At 59.1% G+C, this 19,001-nt stretch carries 13 protein-coding genes and 1 pseudogene; 4 read left to right on the forward strand and 10 right to left on the reverse strand.

All coding sequences use genetic code 11. From position 1 onward, the window contains the following. The 7 genes from NTX71_03425 to NTX71_03455 form a co-directional block, all read right to left on the reverse strand. A partial coding sequence (locus NTX71_03425; GenBank protein ID MCX6338955.1) for a hypothetical protein occupies window positions 1-463 on the reverse strand: 463 nt, incomplete at its 3' end. A gap of 154 nt (window positions 464-617) precedes the next feature. Then, window positions 618-2,288 (reverse strand): ASKHA domain-containing protein, encoded by a 1,671-nt coding sequence (locus NTX71_03430; GenBank protein ID MCX6338956.1) that lies wholly within the window; start codon window positions 2,286-2,288, stop codon window positions 618-620. 149 nt (window positions 2,289-2,437) lie between these two features. Beyond that, window positions 2,438-3,799, reverse strand: coding sequence for an acetyl-CoA decarbonylase/synthase complex subunit gamma (gene acsC / locus NTX71_03435; protein ID MCX6338957.1), 1,362 nt, complete (start codon window positions 3,797-3,799; stop codon window positions 2,438-2,440). A gap of 148 nt (window positions 3,800-3,947) precedes the next feature. Next, on the reverse strand, window positions 3,948-4,922 hold the full coding sequence (locus NTX71_03440; GenBank protein MCX6338958.1) for an acetyl-CoA decarbonylase/synthase complex subunit delta: 975 nt from the start codon (window positions 4,920-4,922) through the stop codon (window positions 3,948-3,950). A 117-nt stretch (window positions 4,923-5,039) separates the two neighbouring features. After that, window positions 5,040-5,330, reverse strand: coding sequence for a four helix bundle protein (locus NTX71_03445; protein ID MCX6338959.1), 291 nt, complete (start codon window positions 5,328-5,330; stop codon window positions 5,040-5,042). Window positions 5,331-5,369: 39 nt separating this feature from the next. Then, complete coding sequence (gene acsB, locus NTX71_03450) at window positions 5,370-7,553, reverse strand: acetyl-CoA decarbonylase/synthase complex subunit alpha/beta (GenBank protein ID MCX6338960.1); 2,184 nt, start codon at window positions 7,551-7,553, stop codon at window positions 5,370-5,372. A gap of 124 nt (window positions 7,554-7,677) precedes the next feature. Further along, complete coding sequence (locus NTX71_03455) at window positions 7,678-8,724, reverse strand: hypothetical protein (protein ID MCX6338961.1); 1,047 nt, start codon at window positions 8,722-8,724, stop codon at window positions 7,678-7,680. 400 nt (window positions 8,725-9,124) lie between these two features. On the opposite strand from NTX71_03455, the gene glgP reads away from it, so the two are divergent. Next, a complete protein-coding gene (gene glgP, locus NTX71_03460; GenBank protein MCX6338962.1) occupies window positions 9,125-11,683 on the forward strand; it encodes an alpha-glucan family phosphorylase in 2,559 nt (852 codons plus the stop codon). A 115-nt stretch (window positions 11,684-11,798) separates the two neighbouring features. Here glgP and NTX71_03465 read toward each other — a convergent pair whose 3' ends face one another. After that, a complete protein-coding gene (locus NTX71_03465; GenBank protein MCX6338963.1) occupies window positions 11,799-12,776 on the reverse strand; it encodes a GDP-mannose 4,6-dehydratase in 978 nt (325 codons plus the stop codon). A 101-nt stretch (window positions 12,777-12,877) separates the two neighbouring features. Further along, entirely contained in the window at window positions 12,878-13,852 is a 975-nt protein-coding gene (gene gmd / locus NTX71_03470; GenBank protein MCX6338964.1) for a GDP-mannose 4,6-dehydratase, read from the reverse strand. 405 nt (window positions 13,853-14,257) lie between these two features. Here gmd and NTX71_03475 point away from each other — a divergent pair. From NTX71_03475 to NTX71_03485, 3 genes and pseudogenes are all read left to right on the forward strand, one after another. After that, window positions 14,258-15,391 (forward strand): annotated as a pseudogene (locus tag NTX71_03475) (homoserine O-acetyltransferase). Window positions 15,392-15,435: 44 nt separating this feature from the next. Beyond that, window positions 15,436-16,059 carry a methionine biosynthesis protein MetW gene (gene metW, locus NTX71_03480; GenBank protein ID MCX6338965.1) on the forward strand — a complete coding sequence of 208 codons (624 nt, stop codon included), beginning with the start codon at window positions 15,436-15,438 and terminating at the stop codon, window positions 16,057-16,059. Window positions 16,060-16,304: 245 nt separating this feature from the next. Continuing rightward, window positions 16,305-17,363: a nucleotidyltransferase domain-containing protein gene (locus NTX71_03485; GenBank protein MCX6338966.1), complete on the forward strand. Its 1,059-nt coding sequence runs from the start codon at window positions 16,305-16,307 to the stop codon at window positions 17,361-17,363. A 159-nt stretch (window positions 17,364-17,522) separates the two neighbouring features. Here NTX71_03485 and NTX71_03490 read toward each other — a convergent pair whose 3' ends face one another. Next, entirely contained in the window at window positions 17,523-18,995 is a 1,473-nt protein-coding gene (locus NTX71_03490; protein ID MCX6338967.1) for an amidohydrolase family protein, read from the reverse strand. Window positions 18,996-19,001 lie beyond the last annotated feature (6 nt).

Here is a 19,001-nt window from a genome sequence, read left to right on the forward strand (position 1 = left end):
TACCAAAACGCCGGCGCAACCGATTCACCACCGGCGCCAGCGTCTTTACATCCGTCGTGTTGCCCGGCCACATCTCACAGCATATCGGTCTGCCCTCCGAATCAAGCACCACCCCCACGACCATCTGCTTCAAGTCCGGTCGATGATCTTTTGAATTGCCACGCTCGCCGAGATTTCCTCCTTCTCCCTCGAAATAAATACTCGTCGTGTCAAAAAAGACCATATCGAAGCCGCAGAAAAGATCCCGGGTATGCTCAAACAACAATTCCTCCACCGTTCTAAAACCGCCTTGCTCAAATGAAGATTGAAGAAGCTCCCCTGAGAATTCAAGTTTGTAAGTAAAAGGGATACCGGGGCCTTTTATCTTGAATAAGAACGCTTCACCACCAGCCCTCCCTGGCTTAATTTGTTCAATCTGAACTTCAAAGCCGTTGCCCAGCTCTCTAACAATATGATCTACCATAGAATCCCCCAAGATTTTGATACTGTTACGCTAATGAGTTGTTGTATCCCTCTTCGCAGTTAGTTGTATTATAAAGGTTGAATGATGAGTAATGAAAAACTGTTCTTTATCACAACTGGTGGCATAACAATCAAGAATGGATACAAGAGTTGGATTAGAGATTCTCTGCATCAGTATGCGGTATGAAGAGCGAGGCGATGAACTCGTCCATGTAGCGCGGGTGGGTGCTCAGGTCGAGGTAGGTGATTCTGTCGGCGAGCGCGCTGATATCAACCCTTTTCTCTTCTGACAGCAGGATCAGGTTCGCGCCCCAGAGGGAGCCGTTCCCGATGTACTCGAACCGGTCGAGCGGGAGGTTGGGGAGCATGCCGATGGCAACGGCGTTCGATGCGTTGATCGCTTCTCCGAGCCGGCCGGCGATCACGACGCGCTCGATTGAAGATGCCGCAAGCTCAACGCTCCTGAGCATCGTGAGGATCGCAGCCTGTATGGCCGCCTTGGTGCGGAGGAGCTTTTTGAAATCAACGCCGGTCAGGGAGATCTCTCTGGGCGCGCCGCCCTCGCCAGTCCTCCTCACGATATAGGCGGGATGCCCCTGCCGCTCCTCCAGGCGCGGACAGCCTCGATCCCTGTTCAGAGTGCACTTCCTGTCGAGGATGCCATGCCGGAAAAGCTCGGCCATCAGATCGATCATTCCCGAGCCGCAGAGGCCGCGCGCGGGAGCGCCGGTGATGGTCTTAAGCACGGGGGATGCGTCCAGGTGCTTGATTTCGACAGCCTCCACGGCGCCGGGGGCGGCCATCATGCCGCTGCTGATACCCACACCCTCCAGCGCGGGTCCGGTGGAACAGGCGCAGCCCATCATCCACTCGCGGTTTCCCAGAATGATCTCGCCGTTCGTCCCTGCGTCAATGAAAAGGATTACCTCACCCGATTCGTGCATACGGCAGGCGAGCACGCCCGCGAGCACGTCACCACCGACGTAACTCCCGATACCCGGCGCGAACATGAGAGGGGCGCGGGGGTTGACCGTGAGCCGCGCCTCGCCCGCGGGGATCACGGGGTAGCGGGTGCGCACGCGGGTGGTTGAGTCGAGCCTGATCGGCGAGGGATCCAGGCCGAGGAACAGGTGGATCATGGTCGTGTTGCCCGCCATGGCCGCACTGGAAACCTCATCCGGTCGCGCCCCGGAATGTTCCATGAGGCGCGCGATGACTCCGTTGATCGTTTCGAGGGCGAGGCCGCGCAGCCGATCGAGCCCGCCCCGGCGCTGGGCGTAGACGATGCGGCTGATGATGTCCGCGCCACAGGAGAGTTGCCGGTTGTAGGCGGCGGCGCGCGCGCGGTAGTTGCCCGTTTCGAGGTCAACGAGTTCAGCGACCACGGTGGTCGTGCCGAGATCGAGGGCAAGACCGAGAAGGGGGTGGCCGGCCATGCGCTTCTCGGGCGGCGGAGACAGGGCGAGACCGCTGAGGGCGTGCGCCCGCTTCCGGTCATCTTCAGTGAGCAGTACCGCGGCGAAGTCGAGATCCGCAGAAGGAAGAAGCGATTCCTCCGGCACGAACACCACGCAATCGCCTGTCACGCGCGCGCCACAGGCGAGCCGGTAACCACGCCGTTCCTGCTCGGGAGTGATCGAGATGTGAGGAGTGGGAGCGCAGTCACCCGCCTCGATTTTTACGAGGCACTGGCCGCATGTCCCCTGACCACCGCACTCAGCTTTTATCGGGATGCCGAGGAGGAGGGCAGCGTCGTAAAGTGCTCCGCCCGCTTTAATGTCAACTTCTTTTCCCGAAGGGAGAAACTTGACCCTGTGCAATTTCATAATAAGGGGACAGGCTACTTTATCAGCCGCAACCCTTTTGTTGCTAGTAAGTTATAGCCAGATCTGTCGACATAATGGAACGACACGACTTAACTGCAAATTATCTGCAAGCACCGTATGGAACACTTTCCATGGGAAGGCGATAGGTGTCATAAAGTAGCCTGTCCCCTTTTCTTACACACGTCCTTCATGTAGGCGGGGATATCGGCGGATTCCTGCGGCCCCACCATGACATTCCAGCCAGGGAGCTTGTCCTCCAGATCGCCGCTGATCATCGCCACGTATCCGGGGATGATGATGCGCCTGTGGGGAACGGATGTAGTAAGCCCGTGGGCTGTCACTGCTTTCGCGATCACCTCCGCGTTGAACTTCCCTGCGGCCCAGGCGGTGAGGACCGACTGCCCCTCCGCGTCGGTGACGAGGAGGCGTGACGGGATCTCCGAGGCCTCGATCTCGGTTGACACCATGAAGTAGGTGAGGGAAAAGTTTGTGGTGACGAGGAGCGGGGAATCCTCGGCGGCTTCCCCGATCCGGTAGATTCCCGGATCGACCTGGAGCGGTTTCTGCGGATCGGTGTAGATATTTTGTCTCAGGGTCAGGAGCGGCAGGTACTCCCACAGGGCCGGTTCCTCAATAACGATCACCGAGGCGTATTTGCATATTCCTCCCGCTGCGGCCACGGCGCCCTCGTAACCGCTGCCGCGGGCCGACATGATGAGCGGAAAGCCCGTTCCGGGGAACGACCGGGAGAGCGCGCGCCGGCGCAGGAGGGTGAAGTCCCTGAGCCTGGTCGCGGCGCCGTCGCTCATTGGCGCGAGAAGTATGTCCTCAACGCCCGACTGTTCAACCCGGCAGGCGAGCGCGGTGAGCTCGTCGATTCCTCCGGGCCCTTCTACGACGAGAGGGACAGAGAATCTTTTCGCGAGCGCGGCCACCTCATCAGCGTGTGCGATTTCCGCCCCCCAGAGGAGAGGGCGTGAGCTGCCGGCGACGTCCAGCCCCGCGCTGATACAGAGGGCGTTTCTGGAAATCAGCACGAGCGGCAGCGGGCACTTCTCCTGAACCGTCCTGATGGTCTCCGCGAACCTCTCCGGCGCTCCGCTCGTTTCCTTCACCGCGATGAGGTCGAGTGCCAGGCGCTCCCCCGCGCGCTCAACTAAAAACGAGCAGGCGAGCTGTAATCGCGAGAGCAGTTCATCGCGTTCCATGGCATCATCCACCTGGGCGGCGAGCGCGGTCTTGTGGAAGAAGGTCTTCTCGTGCCGGAACATCACAAGTTCCTCACCGATGCTGACCGCGCGATCGCCGGTCCCGATGCTCACGAGCCTGATGGGCGGGGCGGCTGCGGCGCCGAGCTTTTCGCGCGCCTCGTCTGAGACATAGGGACAGGCATCCAGCTTGGCCTGTTTCGCCGCGAGCTTCATGGCGAAGGCGAGGCATGTCTGGGAGCCGCACTCCTTGCAATTCTTGTTCGGCAGCAGCTTAAAAATCTGTAGTCCAGTCAGTTTCATAATGTATTTTCAGCACGGAGACGCGGAGGACACAGAGATATAGAAAATCTTCATCTCTAAAAGAGCAAGAAGAAAAGAGAACATCAAAAACTCTTTTCTCTTTTACTCTTTGTAATAACAGAAACTTATTACTCCGTGCCCCCGTGGTTCACGTTTTTACCATCAATTCGTCTATTGTCTTTTCGACGGCGGCGATCGCATCCGGGTGGCGCATGACGAGTATATCCGCGCCCGCATAGAGCAGGGATGCCGCGGTCGCGATTTCCCACAATATGCCGCGCTTTTTCCTGTCTCCCCAGAGCGGCTCTTTCTCTTCCGGTACCTTCACCTCCTTCACTTTCCACACCTCCTGGCCGACGAAGCAGATGAACGGCATCTGCATCATCGCGTCACCGTCGAGGGCCTGGAGGCGGATGCGCTCCATGACCGAGTACGTGTACTCCATCCCATATCCCAGGCCGCCGGTGAGCGGGTCGATGACAATCCGGTCCGGGGGGAAGTGGAGGTCGGAAATGAGGATGTTGAGCTGCTTGCAGAGGTTCACGTCGATCGGCGTTTCAGCAATCACGGCGTGGCCGTACGCCATCGCGCTCGCCACAGGGGTCTTGTAGTGTTCCTCAACCGCAGATGCGAGGAGGCAGCGCTCACCCTGCGCGGCTTCGGCGCAGGCGCTGAGGACCTGGTTCTGTTTCTCTCCCGGCCCGGCGCCCTTGATGATCAGGGGAACATTCACCTCCCTGAGAAGGCGCGTCACCAGCTCCGCTGCTTCGGCGCCGCTCCGGTTCTCCCTGTCGGGGTGCGTGCCCCGCAGAGTGAGGCAGATGAGCCTGGCACCTCTCCTCTCAACAACAGATCTTGCCCACGCGATCGGCTCATCGAGCACGTCGAGATATGGCTCGGCGGCTGTATCACACCAGTCGTGGGGCCGTACGTCCGTCACTTCCCATGCGACGATCGGCCTGTTCGGATACGTTCCCTCGAAGTGGTGGAAGGGAAGGCAATTCTGTCCGCCGATCTCCAGGGAAAAGGCACGTGTGCCGCCGTCCACCGGGGTGTTGCCGATACGGACAGCATGAATATGGCTCGTGGATTTCTTCTGTATCTCCATATAATTATAAGGCAAACCCGAAACTCGAAATAAACCCAAAACCACAAACTCAAAATAGAGATCTATTGACATTTTGCAACTATTGAGCCAAATATTTTCATGAGTTCAGTAACTTCTCCGATCAGCACATCTTTATCTTTCAGGTGAATCTTCATGAGGCTCGCTTAACTTGAGCCGGTAGGCAGTTTCCTTTGCCTCCTTACGTGATATCTTTATTCTCATAACAAAATCCTTTTTACTCAACGAATCTTCAGCTTCTATATAGTTTGCACCGATAGAGCCTGCTGATCGGATTAGCTGTGTGGCTATCTCAGTATTTGGAATTGTCTTAGGTAGAGCATTTACATAAGGTACGACTGTCTGTGCGAAACGGCAGGTTCTATCCGATAGGTCATAAGGTTTTGTATTTTGGATTTTATCCATTCGGGTTTGTTTAGGGTTTCGAGTTTCGGGTTTAGGATTTTACAGCAGCCACTCCATCGCCAGTGCCGGGTGTTTCACCTTCTTGAGGAAGTCGAGGAGCATTGCCGGGTCGGTGGTGACGGTCTCATCGGCGATTTTCGAGAGGAGGTCCCGTTCACCGATCTCTTCACAGCGCCTCCTGAGCTCTTCGCCCAGCTTCCCCTTGATCTCCTTTGTCATCCAGACGATGCGCCTCAATCCCCCCTCAGCCGAGATGAATTTTTTGCTCAGGAGATAGCGCGTCCCGATGCCGATGAAGCCGGGCGTCTGCTGGCCGCCGCCGACCACACCCGCGAGTTCCGAGAAGCTCATGCCGCACGGAGTCTGTCCCTTGAATTCCCTGTTCACCACCATGAAGCCGTTGGTATCGGGGAGGATTGCCACAATGCATTCGAAGCAGCCGCAGGACGTCATCGGGTCGTCCATGATCGAGTAGGCGCTGAAGCTCGCGATCGCGCGGTTCGAGCGCTCGTACACGAACGCGTTGATGTCGGCCCACTTGCCCTTGACCGCATCGAGCACCTTGCCCTTCTTCACGGGCTGGTTGGCGCCGGTCGGGTTGATCTCGTACGCTGCCTTCCCGTCGAGCCAGTTGTACGCGCCGCAGAGACCGAGGCGCTCGGGGGTGATGATGCACACGTGGTTCGGGGCGTACGACTGACAGAGCTGGCATGAGTAGAAGAAATCCACCGCCTCGTCGGTGAGGCCCCTCAGGCGGCGGTCGCGCTCGTCATATGCCTGCTTCGCGCGCGGCACCCACTCCCGCATGTCTTTTTCCTCCGTGTAGAGCGTGACCTGGACCTTGTCGACGATCGCGGGAAAATCGTTGATGAGCTTCGCCCTGAGGAGCTCTCCGAGGTGTGTGATCCGGAAGCCCGCCTTCTTCGCTTCCTTGCTGATCCTCAGCCAGACAACCTCGCGCTGCCCGATGTGCATGACCCCCATTGCCTGACTCAGGAAATGGTGGATGTGGCGCTCGAGGATGGCCTCAAAATCCTTCTGCATCTTGCGGCCCGCAACCCTCACGACGATGCCGAGGGGGAGGGCGCCGCCCTCCTCGACACGGTCAAGGTCGGGGCCGACGAGCTCGATCACGCCGTCGCGCACATCCCCCGCCGGAGCGCTGAACACGTACTCGAACGCCTGGCTGTATTTTCCGCCGAACTGGATCGCCATATCTTCCTTGCGGACGCGTTCTCCCTCGAAGGCAGGGCCGTAGCGAACGGGGATGGGGATTTTCGTGATGCGGACCTTGATCCCGCGCACCTCGATCGCCTTCTCCGCCATCCGGTCGTATGGTATGGAAGCGACGATGAGGTCCTTTTTATCAGGGCCGAAGGCCAGGATCTCCGGAACCGCGCTGTCGGAGAGTATCGGGAAGCCGAAGTTGAGCGCCCCCGCGGCGATGGCGATTCTGACGTCGTCGAGCGGGCCGAGGGCGATGACAAACGCGTGCACGCGCGCGCGGTTGTAGTTCAGGATCTCCTCTCCCCCGTTTCCCTCCCTCGGAGTGATGCCGCCGAAGGTCATCGCCGCGCGTGCGGCGAAACCGAGCGCGTATACCGCCGCAGTGAGGTCCTTGCCGTAGGGGACGAGGAAGGTGTCCCAGTTCATCTGGACGCGATCCTCGGCGAGCTGTTCGGCGAGGCTCACGCCGTTCGTATCACCGGCCATGACCACGAGGATGTTCCGCTCCTGGAGATCGCGCACCAGGTTGACGGCGATCTCTTTCGAGGGCGCGGCGCCGACGATCGCAGCGATACCCGGCATGCTGCCATCCACCAACTTCACCCCCTGGCTCCGGAGGAGTGCGTCACTGGTCGGTCCGAGCCAGATGCCGGTGTGGGGAGGGCCGTCCAGGTGCCGGATCGCCTCGATTGCCTCGGCAGCCATGATCGTCGCGCGTCCCGCAGCCAGCGCCTCGTCGAGCGTGGGGAGCGCGCCGCCCTCCTCGCGGAGGAGCGCGCGGCATCCGGCGAACGCTTTTTTCAATTGGCCGAGTGTTGTCACTTTAAGGCCCGTGATGGCGTAGATCACGGGGAGGCAGTAGGCCGTGTCGGGGAAGGAAACCGCATGCGCCTCTCCCTTCCCGGCGAGCGCTTTTTCGAGTATGCCCTCAGCGAGCCCGACCACCGTGCGCGCGCCTGAAACCGCTCCGTTAAGGATGATTGAAATATCTTTCATGGATCCTCGTTTCTAAACCACTGAGTGCATTGAGAACGCCGGACTTAGTTACATCGCATAGTAATCCAATTGAAAATAACTCCCTATCTCAACTCAATGCCCTCAGTGGTTTCGCATAATCAGATTATTTTTCGGTTCCCGGCGGTATTTTAATTTGCCCCACAGTCTCAAGTATCTTTTGCGCGAGCTCTTCCGAAAGCGTCCCCGTGCCGCAGCTCGGCGTGAGGAGGCAGCGCTCCCAGATCGCGTCCACGCCGAGGCCGGTTTTTTCACTCAGGGCGCGGAGGCGCTCGCCGAGTTTGACCGAAAGGCTCTCCACGGTTTCGCTCCGTATCTTCTCCGATGTCGGCACGAGGCCGAGGGCGAGCATCCGGCCGCACTCGAGAAACTTTTTCAGGGCTTCCGGATAGAGCGTCATGCCCGTGAAGTAGTCGTATGCGTCAAAGTTTATGATGTCGAGTTCTGTGTGCATGAGGAGCGACCAGTCGGTGTTGCCGCAGCAGTGGATTCCTGCCAGGGCGCCGCATCCATGAATGCTCTGCACCACTTCCCCGATGTATGAGAACACCTGGTGTGCGGATAGGCTCACGTATCCGGAGCCGAAGCTCGCGAGGTAGGGCTCATCGAGCCAGATCATCACCCGCGGGCACACCTTCTTCAGTTCGCGCACCTGCCAGGCGGCTTTCATGGAGATGGACTTGAGCGCCGCGTCCATGAGCTCATCATGGTAGAGGATTGCCTTCTTATTCTGGTCGGTGACGGTGAGGCCGAAGCTGATCGGGCCGACAATCTGTCCCTTCACGCAGGCGAGGTTGTTGTGCGCCTTCCCGGAAAGCGCGTCGATCAAGCGATAGAATCCCGGGGCGTACTCCTCGGTGAGCGCGAAGCGATTGAGGTCGCCCTCGATCACCCCGCCGTAGAATGACTCCATCTCAGCCATGATATTGCGCCCCGTGTCGAAATAGATCTTTTCTTTTTCACGGTCCACGACGAGGCATGGGAGCCCCTCGCTGTACTGGACGTACATGTTTTCAAGGAACGAGCGGTTCGGCAGCTGAGGCCAGGCCGGGAGTTCAGGGAATGCCCGCAGCACCGCCCGGACGGCCTCCGAGGGATCCCTGTGGGGAAGGCTCCCCACCGATGTCGCCCTGCCCAAAGGTATAAATTTCATAGTATCCTACGCGCACAGTGCTATCACGAGGTCTCGAACCAGCTCTCTCCCTCCTCGGCAGAGAAGAATAGTAATTATCCCGCAAAATTTTCCCTCCCGCAATAGATTTCGCCCTCTCGATGAACCCCGCCATGAATCTGGCTCTGCTCCGCTCTCCCGGCCTCAGCTCTGTGGGAAGCATGATTCAGCTCATGCTGACGCACTGTGAGAAACTTAAAGGCGATGCGGTATGGGTGCGGCATAAGGTGGTGAGGGAGCAATGAGTACAACCTGCTCTGTGGCGAACATGCTGCTGCGTTAAACCTTAGGCCTTTCACTTTGGGCTGTTTCCAAAATCTGCCTGTATAACTCATCATCGAGATGGTACTATACCAGCCTATTATCGGGGAGGAACTTGAGCATGAGAAAGATTCTGAGATACACGGTGGTGCCTTTTCTGCCTGAGAGGCTGAACGCGCTGCTCGATATCGCGTACAATCTCTGGTGGAGCTGGAACCCGGATGCGATAGAGCTTTTCCGGAGCCTCGATCCCGCCGTCTGGGAGAGCACCAGCCACAATCCCGTGAAGGTGCTGGGAATCCTCAGCACCGACGATATCAACCGCCTCCTCAAAAATGACGCATTCCTCGCCCGGATGGACAGGGTCGCTGTGGAGTTGAACACCTACATGAAACACGGCACCTGGTACCAGAAGACGCACCGCGATCATCTGGGGAGCCACATTGCGTACCTCTCCGCTGAATTTGGCGTCCATGAGTGCCTTCCCTTTTACTCCGGCGGCCTCGGCGTGCTCGGGGGAGACTACTTAAAATCCGCGAGCGAGCTCGGCGTGCCGCTCATCGGCGTCGGCCTCGCCTATCGCTTCGGCTACTTTCGCCAGTACCTGAACCGCGACGGCTGGCAGCAGGAAACCTACCCCGAAAATGACTTCTATAATATGCCCATGCAGATCGAGGAAAACGCGCATGGCAAGCCCGTGGTGGTTGATATCTCTTTCCCTGACAGAACGGTGCACGTGCAAATATGGCGGGTTCAGGTGGGCAGACGGCCGCTCTATCTCCTGGACACCAATCTTGAGCAAAACTCAAATGAGGACAGGAATATCACCTCGCACCTCTACGGTGGCGGCCTCGAGATGAGGATCACGCAGGAGGTCGTCCTGGGCATCGGCGGCATACGGGCGCTCGACGCGCTGGGCTATCCGCCGACGATCACGCACATGAATGAGGGGCATTCGGCGTTCCAGGCGCTCGAGAGGACCCACCAGCTCATGAAGAAGCACAAGCTCTCGTTCAATGAGGCGAGGGGGCTCGTGACGAGCACCAGCGTGTTCACCACGCACACCGCCGTCCCCGCGGGGATAGATCGTTTTGATCCGGGGCTGGCGGCGAAATACCTCTCCGGCTACTGCAAGAAGCTCAATGTTTCGATCGAGACGATCCTCGACCTCGGCAGGGAGAGGCCAGGGGACGCGGGGGAGCCTTTCTCCATGGCGGTGCTCGCCTGCCGGTTCGCCTCACACATCAACGGCGTAAGCAAGCTGCACGGCGAGGTCTCCCGCGAAATGTGGCAGGGGCTCTGGCCGGAGGTGCCCCTGAGCGAAGTGCCGATCGGATACGTGAAGAATGGCATCCACGTCCCCACGTGGATCTCGGATGAGATGGTGCGCATCTACGACCGCTACCTGGGAACGAGCTGGCATTATGAGCCCGAAGACCGTAGCATCTGGGAGAGGTTCGAGAAGATCCCCGACGCGGAACTGTGGGGGAGCCACCAGCGTCTTAAAGAGCGGCTCGTGGGGTATGCAAGGGCAAAGCTCCAGGAACAGCTCAAGAACAGGGGCGCCCACAGCTCGCGTGTGGTGGAGGCGGGCGAGGCGCTCGATCCCACGGCGCTCACCATCGGGTTCGCGAGGCGATTTGCCACCTACAAGCGGGCGACGCTCCTCCTCAAGGATCCCGAAAGGCTCGCTAAGATCGTAAGCATGCCGGGGAAACCGGTTCAGTTCATCTTCGGCGGCAAGGCCCACCCGGCCGACGAGGGCGGGAAGAAACTCATCAAGGAGATCGCCCACCTCTCGGAGCAGGAGCCGTTCAGGAACAAGATCATCTTCCTCGAAGACTACGACATGGGCGGCGCGCGCGTGCTGGTGCAGGGCGTGGATGTCTGGCTCAATACCCCGCGGAGGCCCATGGAGGCGAGCGGCACGAGCGGGATGAAGGTGGTGCCGAACGGCGGCCTGACCGTGAGCACGCTCGACGGATGGTGGCCGGAGGGGTACAACGGGGAGAATGGGTGGGCAATCGGGAGCGGCGAGGAGTACGATGACGAAGAGTACCAGGACCACGTGGAGAGCCTCGCCCTGTATGAACTCCTTGAAAAAGAGGTCATTCCACTCTATTACGACAGGGGGAAGGACGGATTGCCCCGCGAGTGGATCGCGATGATGAAGCATTCCATCTGCACCCTCTGCCCGGTGTTCAACACGAACCGCGTGGTGGGTGACTACATCGAGACGGTGTATCTCCCCTCGCTCGCCCACTGGAACTGGATTACGGCGAATGACATGGCTGAAGCGAAGCACCTCGCACGGTGGAAAGACACGATCGAGGATATCTGGGACGACATCTCCATCAAGGACGTGAAGGTTTCGGGCGTATCGAAGCTGCGCGTGGGGGCTGAATTGCCGGTGGATGTCCAGGTGGAACTCGGGAGGGTCGATCCGAAGGATGTGCGCGTGGAGTTCTTCTACGGCCCGGTCAACGCGGACGGCGAAATTATCGGCGGCAAGTCAACACCGCTCACACACAAGAAACTCGAGAAGAACCACGCACACACCTACGTCGGTTCCATACTTTCAGAATCCAGCGGCCAGTTCGGCTTCTCGGTGAGGATCCTGCCGAATCATGAGGCGCTCAAGCAGCCGCTTGAAATGGGGCTGATCCACTGGTGGGAGTAACGACAGCCAAAAGCTGAAAGTCTAAAGCCAAAAGGTTGCGGAAGGAAAAATGAGGCCAAGGGTTGAAAGTGCAAGGTTGATAGAATCACCGTTTTGATGCGCGCGTATTGCGCCTTCAGCTTTTGGTTTTTGGCTGTAGTCGGACCTGCCGTCTCCAGTAGTCGAGAATCTCTCCGAGCGTGGAGTCGAGGTCGTGCTCCGGTCTCCATCCGGTCGCGCGCAGGAATCGGGAATAGTCTCCGTAGAGGAGGGGGATATCTGATTTCCTAAGCCGTTGCGGATCTTCGCTGAGTTCGATCCTCGCCGTGGTGAGTCTCAGCATCCTGTGAAGTATCTCCCTGATGGTATGGGCTCGGCCCGAACAGATGTTATAGACCTGGCCGGCGCCGCACTTTTCAGCCGCGAGCCTGTAGGCGCGGACCATATCCCTGACATCGGTAAAATCCCTGGCCGCATCGAGGTTGCCCACGTTCAGGACGGGAGCCCGCTCCCCCGCCTCAATCTCTGCGATCTGGGATGCGAAAGAAGATGTGACGAAACTGCGGCTCTGGCGGGGGCCTATGTGGTTGAACGGCCGGAGTATCACCACCGGGAGAGCATGCACTCTATGGTAATAGCGTGAAACCTCTTCCGCGCAGAGCTTGGTGAGCGTATAGAAGTTCATGGGGCTGAGCGGGTGATCTTCCGTGATCGGCATTTTCTCCGGTGACACCGCCCCGTAGACGGTGGCCGAGCTTATGAGAATGATGCGTGCGCGGGGGATGTGTCGGTGACACCCGTCAAGGATGTTGAGGCTCCCCTTCGCATTGATATCGAATGTTGCCTGTGGCGCGTCTTCAGCCGAGGGGACGAATGACGTGGCCGCGAGATGGAAGACCACGTCCGGCGTGAGCCGCTCGAATACCCGGGCCACGCCCCCGGCGCTGACGATATCGCATTCCTCGACCGGCATCCCCCCCGCGACCTTCTCAAGAGCGGCGAGCGAGGCCCCTTGACGCTCGAGGCCCACCACCTCCCAGCCGTTGTCGAGGAGGTGTTCCGCGAGGTGGCCCCCCGCGAAACCCCCGATCCCGGTAATCAGCGCCTTTGTCATGCGATAAAATCCATTCTCAGCGAGGGGGTCGCTACAGTTAAAGATTCAAAGTCTAACAAGTAAAAAGTTATCCACAGCCGTAGCCGATACTTAAGTATCGGCTACGCCTTGACAGTCCGCGCGACTTCCTTCATGTCGGCGTCCACCATCATCTCGATGAGTGCCCTGAAACCCGCCTCCGGTTTCCAGCCGAGGTTCTTTCTCGCCTTCGTGGCGTCGCCCGTGAGGGTGTGCACCTCTGCGGGGCGGAAGAACTGGCGGTCCTGCACCACGTATGTTCGGTAGTCGAGCCCTGCCCGGGAAAAGGCGATCTCGCACATCTCCCGGACGGAGTGCGTCTCCCCGGTGGCGATGACGTAATCATCGGGCGTGTCCTGCTGGAGCATCAGCCACATGGCGCGCACGTAGTCGCCCGCGAAACCCCAGTCCCTCTTTGCGTCGAGGTTCCCCATTCGGAGCTCCTTCTGGAGTCCAGCCTTGATCATTGAGGCTCCGTAAGAAACTTTTCTCGTGACAAACTCGAGGCCGCGGCGAGGGGATTCGTGGTTGAAGAGGATGCCGGAGACGGTGAACATGCCGTAGCTCTCCCGGTAGTTTATCGTGATCCAGTGCCCGTAGACCTTGGCGACGCCATAGGGGCTCCGCGGATGGAAGGGCGTCTTCTCAGTCTGCGGGCTCTCCACCACCTTCCCGAACATCTCGCTGGAGGATGCCTGGTAAAACTTGATCCGTGGGTTGACGATCCTGATTGCCTCGAGGAGCCTCGTCACCCCGAGCGCGGTGACCTCTCCGGTGAGGAGCGGCTGGTTCCATGAGGTCGGAACGAACGACTGTGCACCGAGGTTATACACCTCATCGGGCGCTGCAGCCTCCAGTGCCCTGATGAGTGAGTTCTCGTCAATGAGGTCGCCGGAGACCAGTGTCACGCCCTCTTCCAGGAGGTGATCCACGCGCTCCGTGGTGATCGTGCTGCTCCTCCTCTGGAGGCCGAACACCCGGTAGCCCTTCTCGATCAGCAACTCGGCCAGGTAGGAACCGTCCTGGCCCGTGATCCCGGTTATCAGTGCTTTTTTCATGTGGTTCTCATGCGCTCCTTTCAGCGTGCGTTGGCGCTGTTCCCATCCGCTCCATTATAGTATAACACCCGACTCGCGTTCACCTGGTTTATTCATAAAATGGTACTACCTCAATTATGGTGGGTATGTCTTGTGGTGTCATCCCCGTCCCGGCTTTCGCCGGGATAAACTCCAGCGGGCCTGCCTGCCGGCAGGCAGGGATCCAGCATGAAACTTGGACTCCTGCTCCCCGATCCCCGCTTTCGCGAGGACAAGTTTCTCGAGGACAAGTTTTGCAGGAATGACAAATGTTAAAATGGCACCCCGTAACTGAGGCAGTACATGAAATGAGCGTGGCGCCATTGAAAAATGGATTAACCCGCCACCCGCGCTATGGTATTATACTTTTTTAATAGGGGTGTGCATATGAATGAGCGGTGCGGCTCGGTAGGCATTGTAAAAACCAAATACCTGACGTTCGCCGAGCCGCCGCACGAGCTCGTGCTCGAGTGCGGAGAGAAACTGGGGCCGGTGACGCTCGCCTATGAAACCTACGGCCAGCTCGACAGGCAAAAAGCGAACGCCATCCTCATCATGCACGCGCTCTCGGGCGATGCGCACGCCGCGGGTCGCCACGCGGAGCATGACAGCCGCCCCGGCTGGTGGGATATCATGATCGGCCCCGGGAAGGCGTTCGACACTGATAGGTACTTTGTCATCTGCGCGAACTGCATCGGCGGGTGCATGGGATCAACGGGCCCCTCATCGCTCAATCCCCGGACGGGCAAACCCTACGCCATGGAATTCCCGCTCATCACGATCGCCGATATGGTGAATGCACAGAAGTGGCTCATCGACTCGCTGGGGATCGAGAAGCTGCTCGCGGTGGCGGGGGGGTCGATGGGGGGGATGCAGGTGCTCGAGTGGGCGATCGAATTCCCTGAGCGGATCCGCTCGGCGATACCCATTGCAACGACGAGCCACCTCTCGCCGCAGGGAATCGCATTCAACGAGGTGGGGCGCCAGGCGATCATGTCCGACCCGCACTGGAATCGCGGCAACTACTACGAGGGTCCCCCCCCCAACAGGGGACTCGCGCTCGCCCGCATGATCGGCCACATCACCTACCTGAGCGATGAGTCGATGCACCTGAAATTTGGCAGGAAGCTCCAGGATAGAAAGGGGCTGAGCTACGACTTCCTCACTGACTTCCAGGTTGAGGGCTACCTGCATTACCAGGGCGATGTGTTCACGCAGCGTTTTGATGCGAATTCGTACCTCTACATTACCAAGGCGATCGATTATTTTGACCTCGCGGAGAAGGGGGAGGGGTCGCTCGTCAGGGCATGCGCGCGCGCGAGGGCGGCCTTCCTCATTATCGCGTTCTCTTCGGACTGGCTCTACCCACCCTATCAGAACAAGGAAATCGCCGATGCGCTCCGTGTGAACAACGTGGAGGCGAGTTTCTGCATTCTCGATTCGAGCTATGGGCATGACGCGTTTCTCCTGGAGTCGGAGAAGCAGACGCATCTCATCTCACACTTCCTGAGACACATCTACGAGGAGCACGTGTGCGGGGTCCATGAGCGCGGGGGAGGTGCATCGTGAGTCCGGAGATGAGCGCGCTCCGGCTGAGGCCGGACCTGATGAGGATTTATGAGATCATCCAACCGGGCAGCCGCGTGCTCGACCTCGGAGCGGGGAGCGGCGATTTGCTCAAGGCGCTGGAGAGGCACAAGGGAGTTACGATCCGCGGCGTGGAGATCTCCGCGGAGGGTATCATGGAGTGCATTGCCAAAGGGGTCCCCGTCTACCAGAGTAATCTCGATGAGGGGCTCGCCGACTACGGGGCGCAGTCGTTTGATTACGTGATCCTCGCGCAGACGCTCCAGCAGGTGCACAAACCGAAGCTGATTCTTCAGGAGATTGTCCGGGTGGGGAAGATAGGCGTGGTGAGCATCCCCAATTTTGGCCACTGGCACATCCGGTTCCAGCTCCTGTTGAGAGGGACGATGCCGAAGACGACGTACATTCCCTATAACTGGTACGAAACGCCCAATATCCACCTGCTGAGCATCAGTGATTTCAGGGATCTCTGCGCAGGGCTCGGAATCCGCATACTGAACGAGTGGCCGGTGAGCTTCAAAGAGGGGCCGCTGACTTCTCTCATGGCGCGGTGGCCGAATCTACTCGCCCCGCTGGGGATCTTTGAGATCAGCCGGAAGTAAAAGTCTGAGGGTGCAGCATCACTGTTTCATCACGGAGCCTGCCTGCCGGCGGGCAGGGACATGGAGGGGGCGCGGAGAGAGGATTAACCGCTGATTCCGCGGATTTTAACAGATAGTAAAGGGCGCACCACTGAGGGCACTGAATCCACTGAAATAGTGGAAAATTATTATTCAGTGATTTCAGTGTCTTCAGTGGTTTAACAATAATTCGCGGTTTAAATTTAGCCTGGGAATGGGAGGTAGCCGTGCCGGAGAAAGATTATTTCGAGAGTCAGATTGAGCAGATACTCTGCCCCCTCTCCGATTTCACCCGGGGGGTCTTGGACACGACCTACATGATGCGGAACGATGGCAGCTTCGTGTACGTTGAGGGGTATTACCAGCCCCCGGGGAAGGTGATAGGCAAGATAATTTATTATCCCACGCCCGACGGCACGACGGATATTCATGGCCGACCCTATGAGAGTATGGTGAAGGCCGATCGGGGCGGGCAGACGATCTATATCCCCCACGATGAGCAGATCCGCATGCACTACCGCATCGATCCCTCCCTTGAAGATGAGGACCTCATCATCACCAGGTTTCACATCGGGTTTCCCATGTCGAGTTTCCGAGGGTACTTCAACGATCGCCGGTCGCTCTACTACGCGATGAGCAAGTTTCCGCTCGTGGGCCGAGCGGTGGAGAATACGAGCCGCTTCCTCAACGTGCCGGTGAGCAGGCTCGGGATCACCGGCTCCACCGCGCTCGGCCGCAGGGGAGAGCATTCGGACATCGATCTCGTGATCTTCGGGTCCGTCGAGCAGAACAGAGAAACGGCGAGCCGCATCTGCGACAACATTCATCGCAATCCGGAGAGCAAGGTGATCGAATTCGGGAAATTCTGGCCGCTCAGATTCGTCTATCAGGGGATTGAGATATGCCCTGCCTATGTGTACATGAATCTCGATGAGGCGCCGATCAGAGACTGCACGGTTGAGCTGGTGAGAGACCGCGTGGAGGCATACGGCACGATCTCAGACGACACCCACGCGATCTACATGCCCCCCGTCGTGAGACTCTCCGACGTCTACCTGGACGCCAGGCCGGCGGATGACATCGTCTTCGTGGTGTACGATGGCTCCCTTCGCGGCGAGTTCTATTTGAAGGAACGCCTCCACGTCCGCGGCCGCACCGTCAGAATACGGAAGGGAAGGGAAGAGTTCCTCGCCCTGGTCGCCTTCGACGCGGGCGACATCACGAGAGAGCAATTCGCGAGAGGGGTGCCCCGCCTTCAGGAGCAGCTGCGCCGGGGGAAGAAATAGAAGCGGGAAGACACGCGACGTTAATCACAGATATAAAAACAGCTCAAAGTGCAAGGTGTAAAGTATAAGGCACACTATGTTCTTTTGACTTTCAACTTTACACTTTCAACCGTAGTGATCATCTGTGTTAATCCGTGTGTATCGGTGATACACATTGTGCTATGAGTGGGCGCCGGTGCCCTTGATCTCAGGAGCAGTGCGCGCGTACTCCGCGAGGAGTTCCGAGAGGCGCTGGACATCGGACTTTATGCGCGCGTCGTCGACGCGCGTGAAGCGATAGTCATCGACGAGCAGCTCGCCGCCCGCTATGACGTAGCGCATCTCGCATCCATTTGCCGACCAGATGATGTTCTCCACCACGTTGTCCACCCGTGTCGGCGTGAGGTTGGCCGCGCGCAGGTCCAGAAGGACGAGATCGGCGTCCCTGCCGGGCTCCAGCGAGCCTGCGTTGAGCCGGAGCATCTTCGCCGGCTCAACCGTGATCAACTCCAGCACCTTCTGCGCGGGGAGGAGCGTGGCGTCGGCATGCCTCGCCTTCTGGTACTGAGAGGCGAGGCGGGCGGCGTTGATGATGTTCTGATTGTCGGCGCTGCCGGAACCATCCGTTGAAATCGCCACCGGAATCCCCATCTCCAGCATGCGGATGATCGGCGGCATCCCCGAGCCGAGGATGGTGTTCGCCAGCGGGTTGTGGACCACGCAGGCGCCGGTGTCCCGTATGATCTCGAGGTCGTGGTCGGTGCAGTTGACCTGGTGGGCGAGGAGCGTGTCCCCATCGAGGAATCCTATGCCCTGCGCGTACTCCACTTCCGTCATTCCGTAGGTCTCGACGAACCACCGGGTCGTCCCCGGCTCCTCGGACGAGTGGATGTGGATGAGCGTGCCGTTATCCCGCGCCCATTTCTTGAGCCCGGTGAGCATCTCAGGGCTGTTCGAGAAGAACTGGTCGGGGCCGGGGATGATCCTTATTCTCTCAGTCCCCTCAAATTCTGCCGCATAGCGCTGCAGCCGTTCCACCGCCTCGCGCGGCGTGTCGAGGGCCCGCGGGTCGTAGTGCCGGTCTTGGCTGCCGACTGCGATAATCAGTTGCGTGCCTGCCTCGCGGTTCGCATCGACGAGCTCCTGTACGTGGCGCTTGCTGAAGTTGCAGTGGTGCGTGAGCGCTGATGTAATCCCGTACGAGACATCGTCCAGCCTGGCCTTGCGGTACGCAATAGAATGAGGGGAGCGTGTGAATTCTGCCGCGAGCGCGCGGCCCTTCTCCTCCAGGAACCCCATGCATAGGTTCACCGCGTGGTCCAGCCAGTGAGTGAGCGGCTGGTCCTTCGCGATGCCGATGATCAGGCTCTCATGGTCGTGCCCATGCGCCTTGACGAAGCCGGGGAGGAGGACGCCGTGGTGCTGTGTGATGTCCCCCTCCTGCGCGGCTCCGGGGGCGCCGATCACGAGGAGCTCGCCCCGATGGCGCGCGAGTATGCGCTCCCCAATCTCTTTGCGGTAGGGGCCGGCCTCGACGATCTCCCCGCCGGAGGCGAGGACGTAGCCGTCAGCGATGCGCGTCGCTCTCCCGATCGCATCGCTCATCGGAAGAAGGAAGCGCGCCCGTATCAGTTTGTATGTGGCCTGATTCATTGATGT

It is taken from the genome of Candidatus Auribacterota bacterium, assembly GCA_026392035.1.
Taxonomy (GTDB): Bacteria; Auribacterota; Tritonobacteria; order UBA1439; family UBA1439; genus JAPLCX01.

Coding starts and splice junctions, on each gene's coding strand:
- acsC (MCX6338957.1), bottom strand. CDS start 3,799: ATGAAACTGACTGGACTACAGATTTTTAAGCTGCTGCCGAACAAGAAT.
- gmd (MCX6338964.1), bottom strand. CDS start 13,852: ATGAAAAAAGCACTGATAACCGGGATCACGGGCCAGGACGGTTCCTAC.
- NTX71_03490 (MCX6338967.1), bottom strand. CDS start 18,995: ATGAATCAGGCCACATACAAACTGATACGGGCGCGCTTCCTTCTTCCG.
- NTX71_03465 (MCX6338963.1), bottom strand. CDS start 12,776: ATGACAAAGGCGCTGATTACCGGGATCGGGGGTTTCGCGGGGGGCCAC.
- NTX71_03445 (MCX6338959.1), bottom strand. CDS start 5,330: ATGGATAAAATCCAAAATACAAAACCTTATGACCTATCGGATAGAACC.
- glgP (MCX6338962.1), top strand. CDS start 9,125: ATGAGAAAGATTCTGAGATACACGGTGGTGCCTTTTCTGCCTGAGAGG.
- NTX71_03455 (MCX6338961.1), bottom strand. CDS start 8,724: ATGAAATTTATACCTTTGGGCAGGGCGACATCGGTGGGGAGCCTTCCC.
- acsB (MCX6338960.1), bottom strand. CDS start 7,553: ATGAAAGATATTTCAATCATCCTTAACGGAGCGGTTTCAGGCGCGCGC.
- NTX71_03430 (MCX6338956.1), bottom strand. CDS start 2,288: ATGAAATTGCACAGGGTCAAGTTTCTCCCTTCGGGAAAAGAAGTTGAC.